Here is an 8,477-nt window from a genome sequence, read left to right on the forward strand (position 1 = left end):
GTCCCGCCCCTCCTCACCACATCGTTCGGCCGCGCAACGCAGCGCCCGCCCCCAGGTACTCGGCTAGGGTGATGCGATAGGGAATGCGCCCCCCGGGGCCGGGCCGATGCGTAGGTCGATGCGTTGGAGACTCACGAGTCGTCGAGCAGGGTTCCGCAGCCGCCCCGGGCGGCCGTCGGGGACGCGGGTGTGCTCCGCGAGCTGCTCCCGATCGCCCTGTGGCGTGAGGACGCCGAGGGTCGCATCGTCGAGTGGTCGCTCGCCGCACAGGATCTGCTCGGCCACCGCCCCGAGCACGCGATCGGACGGCTCGCCACGCCCCTCCTCGTCCCCGACGACAACCGTGAACTCGCCGAACGGCTCACCCATCGCGTCCAGGCCGGCGAGACCATGGTCGGCACCCTCCCCGTCCGGCACCGCGACGGGCACACGATCGCCATGGAGATGTGGATCGTGCCGGCCGCCGACCCGGAGGGCCGGCCGGGCGCGATGCTCATCGCGGTGGAGACCTCCGAGGTCCTGCGCATGCGGGAGAACCTCGCGGCGATGGAGAGCCTCTTCACCCAGTCGCCGATCGGTCTGGCCCTGCTCGGCCCCGACCTGCGGTTCCTCCGGGTCAACGACGCCCTGGCCCGGATGAACGGGGTGGCGGCCGCCGAGCACGTGGGCCATCGCCTCACGGACGTGGTGCCCGGTGTCAACGCCGCGTCGCTCGAATCCCTGATGCGCCAGGTCCTGGAGAGCGGGAACGCCGTCGTCGACGCCCGCCGGGTCGGCCGAACCCCCGCGGACCCGGACCGCGACCACATCTGGTCCTGCTCGTACGCCCCGCTCATCGACCGCACCGACCGGCGGTCCCTGGGGCTCATCGCGTCCCTCGTGGACATCACCGAGAGCCAGGAGGCGCACACCGAGGTCGAGCGGGCCCGCCACCGTTTCGCCCTGCTCGCCGAGGCCGGGGCGCGGATCGGCACGACCCTGGACCTGAAGCAGACGGCCGAGGAGACGGTACGTTTCCTCGTGCCGCAGCTGGCCGACTCGGCGGACGTCCAGATGCTGGAGTCCGTCCTCGAACCGGACGACCCGGTCGCCTCCACGCGCGGGGTGCTGCGGCGCCTCGCGGCCCGCTTCCCGGACCCCACGGCCCCCACGTCCCTGCTCGTCCCCGGGCAGACCTTCCAGATCCCGCTGGACTCCGTGTACGAGGGGGTCGTCGCCCGCGGCCGGCCCACGAACCTCTTCACGTCCGACCTCCCGCACCTCTTCACCGACCCGCGCACCGAGGCTCTCCGCACCTACTTCGCCACCCGTATCGGCTCGGCGCGGCTCATCCCCATGGTGGCCCGCGGCCAGGTGCTCGGTTCGGTCACGGTGACCCGGCTGCGGACCCGCGAGCCCTTCGACGCGCAGGACTGCGTCCTCATCGACGAGGTCGTGGCCCGGGCCGCCCTCAACATCGACAACGCGCGCCTGTACACCACCCAGCGGGAGGCCGCCCTCACCCTTCAGCGCAGCCTCACGAACAACGCGCTGCCCGCCGTCACCGGGCTCGAACTCACCGGCCGCTACCTGCCCGCGAGCTCCCATGACGTCGGCGGCGACTGGTTCGACGTCATCACCGTGCCCGGCGGCAGGACGGGTCTCGTCATCGGTGACGTGATGGGGCACGGCATCCACGCGGCCGCGGTGATGGGCCAACTCCGCACGGCGGTACGGACCCTGGCCCGTCATGACATCCCGCCGGCCGCGATGCTCAGCTCCCTCGACGCCGTCGTCGCCGACCTGGGTGAGGACACGATGGCGACCTGCGTGTACGCCGTCCACGACCCGGCCACCGGCGGCTGGGTCATCGCCCGCGCCGGTCATCCACCGCCGGCCGTGGCCACTCCGGACGGGACGATCACCTTCCTCGACGGGCCGCCGGGAACCCCGCTGGGCACGGGCGCCCACGACTTCGGGACCGAGGAGGTCGCCCTGCCCGCGGGCGGGCTGCTCGTCCTCTACACGGACGGCCTCATCGAGGCCCGCGACCGCGACCTCGACGAGGGGATGCGACAGCTCGCCCGGGCGCTCAGGCACCTCGACCGCCCGCTGGACGAGCTGTGCGACGACATCCTGAAACAGCTGCTCGTGGGGCCCGCGCAGGACGACGTGGCGATGCTGCTCGCCCGTACGACCAGCTGAAATCCCGTACGGGGAAAGGTGGTTCTCTCCTGCTTCGCAGGGGGGCGTGCCGGGCTCGGGTTCCCGCGTGCCGAGCCGGTGAAGGTCGCGGGATCAGATCCGGTCGATGTGCACGCTCGTCGACTTCACGCGGGCGGTGGCCTGCATGCCGACCTCCAGACCCAGCTCCTCCACGGCCTCCCGGGTGAGGAGCGAGACGAGCCGGTGCGGACCCGCCTGGATCTCCACCTGCGCGGCGATGTCGCCGAGCTTGACGGCCGTGACGATGCCGGGGAACGCGTTGCGCACCGACGTGTGCGCCACGTCGTCGTCGCCCTGGCCGCTCTGCGCGACCTCGACGGAGAAGGCGGCCAGGTCGCGGCCGTCGATGAGGCGCCGGCCGTTCTCGTCGCGATGGGTGACGAACCGGCCGCCGTCGGCCCAGCGGCGTGCGGTGTCGGGACTCACGCCCAGCAGGCGCGCCGCCTGCCCGATGGTGTAGGACTGCATGTGCGAGAGATTATGCGCCTGAGGCTCTCATATGCAAGGAAATCACGCATATCCCATTGTATGGGACGAGCGCTGTCATTCAGGTGGAAGCCGACCGCCGCCCGACCGACTCGACCAGCGGCAGCAGCCGGTGGGCCACCCGCTCCCGCAGCGCGATCTCGGTACGGGTGCGGACCACCCCGGGCAGCTGGATGAGCCGCTGGATGACGTCCTCCAGATGCCCGGCGTCGCGGGCGACCACCCGGGTGAGCAGATCACCGCCACCGGTGATGGAGAAGGCCTCCACGATCTCCGGCACAACCGCGAGCGCGTCGCCGACCTCGTCGAGGTGTCCCTGGGTCACCTCGACGTGGACGAAGGCGAGCACAGGGTGCCCCAGAGCGGCCGGCGAGAGGACGGGACCGGTCGCGGTGATCACCCCGTCGCGTTCCAGACGGTCGATCCTGGCCTGTACGGTGCCCCGCGCCACGCCCAGGATCCGCGCGTACTCCCGCACGCTCGTCCGCGGCTGCTCGATGAGCAGCCGCAGGATCCGGGTGTCGAGCTCGTCCACGGCCATACTCGGCGGTCCTCCTCGGTTCCTTCGGCCCGGTACGGGGGTACCCGGGTTCGGAATCGTTTCATTCCGGTACGGAATCCGCTCCTCCGGGGCCCCTCCGGCCTGCGGCGGTGGCCGGAAGGCGACTGAGCCCGGCGGCTCCCGGGTATCTCCCGAGGAGGGGTACCGCGTGCCGTCCGCCGGGCAGCCGCGGAGAGGAGCGATCATGCGACGCGGATCCGGGAACTCGTACTGGACGGCGTCGGCGCCGCCGCCCGACGCCGCGCACCCGCCCCTGGACCGTGATCTCGCCGCCGACGTGGTCGTCGTGGGCGCCGGTGTGGCCGGCGTGTGCACCGCCCGGGAGCTGGTCCGCGCGGGGGCGGACGTGGTCCTCCTGGAGGCCGACCGGATCGCGGCCGGCGTGACCGGGCACGCCGCCGGCGAGCTGACCTCCCTGCACGGCCTCCGCTACGCGCGCCTGCGCCGCCGCCGGGGCCCGGAGGGCGCCGCCCTGTACGCCGACGCCCAGGAGGACGCACTGCGTCGGGTGGTGCGGGACTGCGTGGAACTGGGGGTCGACGCGGAGATCGAACACCGGCCGGCGTTCACGTACACCGTCGACGAGGGGAGTGCGGCGGAGATCCACGAGGAGGCGGATGCCGCCGAGGAGGCGGGCCTGCGGGCGACGACGGTGACCGACACGGGGCTCCCCTACCCGGTCGTCGCCGCCGTACGGGTGGAGGACCAGCTGCATGTCCACCCGCGCCGGTTCCTGCTCGGCCTGGCGGACGACTTCGTCGCACGGGGCGGTCGCCTCCACGAGGGCACGCGCGTCACCGAGCTCCACGACGGCGCCGAATGCCGTCTCACGGTGGAGGGCGGAGCCACGGTCCACGCCCGGGACGTCGTCCTCGCCACCCACTTCCCGCTCCGCTGCCACAGCAGCCTCCTGGTGCGCCTCTCGGTACGCCGGGAACTCGTCGTCGCCGCGTCCGTGGACGAACGCCATGCCCCGTACGGCATGTACGTGACGTTCGACGACGGTGTCCGGTCGGTGCGTACGGCTCCGCTGGGAGAGGGGCGGCGGTTGCTGATCGTGGCGGGCGAGGCGTTCGAGCCGGGGAGCGGGGGCGTGCCCGAGCGGTACGACAGCCTGGAGGCCTGGGCGCGCGGGCACCTGCCGGGCTTCGCCGAGGCGACGGAGATCCACCGGTGGGCCGCGCAGGACGTCCACACCCCGGACGGGATGCCCTGTGTGGGCCACGAGCACCCGGACACCCAGCACGTCTACCTCGCCACCGGCTTCGGCGGATGGGGCCTCAGCAACGGCGTCGCCGCCGGCCGCCTGCTCGCCGCGCACGTGACGGGCGCGCCGCGCCCCGCCTGGACGGAACTCGTCGACCCACGGCGCCACCTGCCGGTACGCGAGGTACCCGGGGTCGTACGGCAGCAGTCCGCGGTGGCGCGCCACTACGTGGCGGGCCGGCGGACGGCCCGACGCTGCACCCACATGGGCTGCGAGCTGGGCTTCAACGAGGCCGAGCAGACCTGGGAGTGCCCCTGCCACGGCTCCCGCTTCGCGGCCGACGGCAGCGTCCTCCAGGGTCCGGCCACGCGCGCGCTGACGGAGGACTGAGCGGGCGGGCGGCACCGTCCGCCAGGGCCCCGAGTGGGTGATCGAGGCGGGCATCCGGCGGAGGCGCCGAGCGGGCTCCCGGCGCCCGCGCGCGGTCGGCGCAGAGTGGGCGGCGTGGATGTCGAGGAAGTCGCCGAGGAGTTGTACGGGCTGAGGCCGGCGGAGTTCGTGGCCGCGCGGGACACGTACGTGGCCCGGGCGCGCGCGGCGAAGGACGCGCGGGCCGCGAAGGCCATCGCCGCCCTGCGGCGCCCGTCGCTCGCCGCGTGGGCGGCGAACCGGCTGGCCCGGCAGCGGCAGCGGGAGGCTCAGCAGTTCCTGGCCCTGGGGGAGACCCTGAGGGAGGCCCACCGGACGCTCGACGCCGAGCAGCTACGGGCGGCGAGCGGGCAGCGGCAGCAGCTGATCACCGCGCTGGCCCGTACCGCCGCCGGGCTCGCGGGAGAAGCGGGGCTGTCCGTGAGTGACACGGTGCTGCACGAGATCGAGCAGACCCTGCACGGCGTTCTGGCCGACCAGGACGTCGCGGAGCAGTGGTCGAGGGGCAGGCTCGTCAAGGCGCCCGAAGCGGCGGTCGGATTCCCGGAGGTCGCGCAGGAGGCGGTGCCCGCCCGCCGGGCCCCGGCCGCCGAAGCGCCCGAAGCCGCCGAGACCCCCGAAGGCGAGCAGACGGCCGGATCCCCCGAACAGCCGGCGCCGAAGAAGAAGACGGCCCGAGGTGCGGACGCGCGGCGGCTGCGCGAACGCGAACGTGCCCGCCTCCGCGAGCTCGAACGCGCCCGTACGGCGGCGGAGGAGGCCGACGGCGAGGTCGGCCGGCGCGAGCGGGAGCTCGCCGAGGCCCGCGACGCGCGGCAGGCCGCGGCGGCGGAGGCCGAGGAGGCGGCCGAGCTGGTCAGCCGTCTGGAGCGCGAACTGCACGACGGCCGGCAGGCCGAGCAGGAGGCGAGGACGGCGTCCGCGACCGCCGGCAAGGCGGTGACGACCGTGGAGCACGCCCTGCGGGACGCCCGCCGCGCCGCCGCACAGGCCGCACGCGCTCTCCAGGACCTGGAGAGCCGGAGCCAGGAGTGACCCGGGCGGGCCCGCGGCACGCTCCCGAGTCCGGGGGCGCGGCACTGTGACGACCCGGCCGGACACCCCCGACTCCCGTGCGGCGACAGTGCCGCCCCGGGCTCGGGGTGACCGGGCAGGGAGCGCGGCGCGCGCCCGGGCCGGGGTGGTCCGTTGGCCGTCGGGCGGCCACGGCGGACCGCCCTTCACTGGGCCAATGGCCCACCCGATGTGCCATGAGTTGAGCCAGAGGCGCCACGGATGGTTTCCTTGGCGTATCCAGGTACTTTCGGCGCCGCGCAGCGCCGGGGCGGCGACGAGGCCGGTCCGGACCCGCGGCGCCTTCGTCATGTCCGCGAGCTCCCACCACCCCGGGACGCCGCGAGGCAGGGCGGAAGGCAAGACGAGGGGGCGGTTCACAGCCGTGAAGAGGATGTTCGTGGCACCGGATCCGGGGCACGTCAGGTTGAAGAACTCGCTGCGCGCCGTCATGGGCATCGCGCTCGCCGTCGCACTCGCGGAGCTCGCCGGCCTCTCGCTGACCGCGTCGATCACCGGCGGTCTCGCCGCGCTGCTCGCGCTCTTCACCGTGATGGACTCCACCGTCCGCGCCCAGGCCGTCACCACCCTGCTCCTCCCGGCCGCGGGCCTCCCCGTCCTCGCCCTCGCCACCGCGCTGCACGACATTACGCCGCTGCGGGACCTCGCCTTCCTCGCCGTGGTCTTCTGCGGGGTCTACGCCCGGCGCTGGGGCCCGCGAGGGCACGCGCTGGGGATCTTCGCGTTCATGAACTTCTTCACCACCCAGTTCCTGCACGCCGTGCCCGGGCAGCTCCCCGAGCTGTACGCGGCCGTCGGCATCGCCCTGGCCGCCGCCGGCGCGGTGCGCTTCCTCCTGTGGCCGCTGGAACGCCGTACGCCGCCGCCCGCCGCGCCGGCCCCGCTGCCCGGCTCCGGGCTCTCGCGCGTGACCACCCGGCAGGCGATCCAGGCCGTGGCCGCGTGCGCCGTGGCGCTCGCGATCGGCCAGGTGCTCTCCGAGGACCGCTGGTACTGGGCCGTCGGCACGACGTGGTGGATCTTCGTCAACACCGTGTCGCGGGGCGAGACGCTGGTACGCGGCTTCCGCCGGGTCCTCGGCACGGTGATCGGGATCGCCGTCGGCATGGTCGTCGCCATCCCGCTCGACGGGGCCGTTGTCCCCACGGCGGCCCTGGTGGCCGTCTGCGTCTTCGGGATCTTCTACACCGCGCCCGTCTCGTACAGCTGGATGATGCTGGCCGTGACCGTGATGGCGGGTCTGCTCTACGGGCTCCTCGGTGTGCTCGACCCCGCGCTGCTGGTGCTCCGTCTCGAGGAGACCGCGGTGGGTGCGGTGTGCGCGGCGCTCGCCGTGCTGCTCATCCTCCCGGTCACCACGCACGCGATCAACGACGCCTGGATCCAGCGGGCGCTCCAGGGCGTGCGGTCGGCGACCTCCGCGTCCCTGCGGCGCCTGTCCGGCGACGAGGACGCCGACCCGACCCCGCACGCCGCCGAGCTGGAGCTGCTGCTCGGACGCGTACGACTCTCCCTCGCCCCGCTGGTCCACCCGCTGAGCCCGTTCCGCGGCCGTAAGGCACGCGCGCGGCGGGTCCTGGCGCTGCTCGACGAGTGCGCCGACGAGGTGCGGGGGCTCGCCGCCGTGGCGGCCGACCCGGCCGCGAGCCATGACGCCCGCCTCGCCGCGGCCTGCTGGCGCGTCGAGGCCGCGGTGGAGCGGCTGACGTCACCCCAGGGTGGTGGCGAGGCCGGTGAGCGAGTCGCGGCGGAGGGTGCGGCCGGGCCGGCCGCGGGTCAGGCGGCGCTCGGTCACGTCAGCGGTCTGGAGAAGCTCCTGGCCGCGCTCGACGAGCCGCTGCGGACGCCGCCGGGCTCGTTGCTCGTGCGCTCCTGACACGTTCGGGACGCCCCTGTCTCGTCCCCGACCCGTCTGCGGCATGTACCGCGCGCGCCTCCGGCCCCGGAACATCCCCGGCACAGTTGTGGGAGTTCCGGGCACGCAACCCTCCGGGCACGCCCTCGCGCCTCGCGTGCGCACGCCCTCGCACCTCCCGTGCGCGCCCTCGGCACCGCCCGGGACGCCTCCGAGCGCCCGCTGTTTCCGGCGCGCCCGCCCCGCCGGGGCGGCCCGCCCGCCCTCTATGGTCTAGACCGCCTGCTACCGTCGGCCGGACGCAGGCCGGTCGACCGCGACCGGCCGCGGGGACAGGGGAGGCGTCGTGGGCGGCACAGGGACGGTTCGGGAGCGGAGCGCGGTACGGGCGTACATCGGCTCCTTCACCTCGGCGGGCGGACGGGGGGTCCTCGCCGCCGACGTGGACGCGGAGACGGGTGAGCTGACCGTCACCGGCGGCAGCGACGCCCTCGCCGACCCCTCGTTCCTCGCCCTCGCGGGCCACGTGCTGCACGCCGTGTCCGAGACCGGGGCGGGGGCCGTCGCCGCCTTCGACGTCAGCGGGACCGGGCCCCGGCTCCTCGGCGCGCCCGTCCCCGTCGGCGGCGAGGCACCCACCCACCTCGCCCTCGCCGCCG

General features: G+C 74.4%; 7 protein-coding genes. 5 read left to right on the top strand and 2 right to left on the bottom strand.

Annotated features, from left to right (window positions below; all coding sequences use genetic code 11):
- Positions 1-123 precede the first annotated feature (123 nt).
- A complete protein-coding gene (locus AOK00_RS29610) occupies positions 124-2,184 on the top strand; it encodes a SpoIIE family protein phosphatase (RefSeq protein ID WP_055603301.1) in 2,061 nt (686 codons plus the stop codon).
- Between the two features lie 93 nt (positions 2,185-2,277).
- On the opposite strand, the gene AOK00_RS29615 is transcribed toward AOK00_RS29610, so the two are convergent.
- Complete coding sequence (locus AOK00_RS29615; RefSeq protein WP_055603302.1) at positions 2,278-2,673, bottom strand: TOBE domain-containing protein; 396 nt, start codon at positions 2,671-2,673, stop codon at positions 2,278-2,280.
- 79 nt (positions 2,674-2,752) lie between these two features.
- On the bottom strand, positions 2,753-3,232 hold the full coding sequence (locus AOK00_RS29620; RefSeq protein WP_055603303.1) for an Lrp/AsnC family transcriptional regulator: 480 nt from the start codon (positions 3,230-3,232) through the stop codon (positions 2,753-2,755).
- A 205-nt stretch (positions 3,233-3,437) separates the two neighbouring features.
- Between AOK00_RS29620 and AOK00_RS29625 the strand changes: the two genes are divergently transcribed.
- The 4 genes from AOK00_RS29625 to AOK00_RS29640 all read left to right on the top strand — a co-directional run.
- A complete protein-coding gene (locus tag AOK00_RS29625; RefSeq protein WP_055603304.1) occupies positions 3,438-4,850 on the top strand; it encodes an FAD-dependent oxidoreductase in 1,413 nt (470 codons plus the stop codon).
- Between the two features lie 114 nt (positions 4,851-4,964).
- Positions 4,965-5,924 carry a hypothetical protein gene (locus AOK00_RS38680; protein WP_063886689.1) on the top strand — a complete coding sequence of 320 codons (960 nt, stop codon included), beginning with the start codon at positions 4,965-4,967 and terminating at the stop codon, positions 5,922-5,924.
- 412 nt (positions 5,925-6,336) lie between these two features.
- Positions 6,337-7,839, top strand: a complete 1,503-nt coding sequence (locus AOK00_RS29635) for an FUSC family protein (RefSeq protein ID WP_055603306.1) — start codon at positions 6,337-6,339, stop codon at positions 7,837-7,839.
- 325 nt (positions 7,840-8,164) lie between these two features.
- The coding region (locus tag AOK00_RS29640; protein WP_159041872.1) for a beta-propeller fold lactonase family protein at positions 8,165-8,477 on the top strand (313 nt) is incomplete at its 3' end.

This window comes from Streptomyces aureus (assembly GCF_001418135.1).
Classification (GTDB): Bacteria; Actinomycetota; Actinomycetes; order Streptomycetales; family Streptomycetaceae; genus Streptomyces; species Streptomyces aureus_A.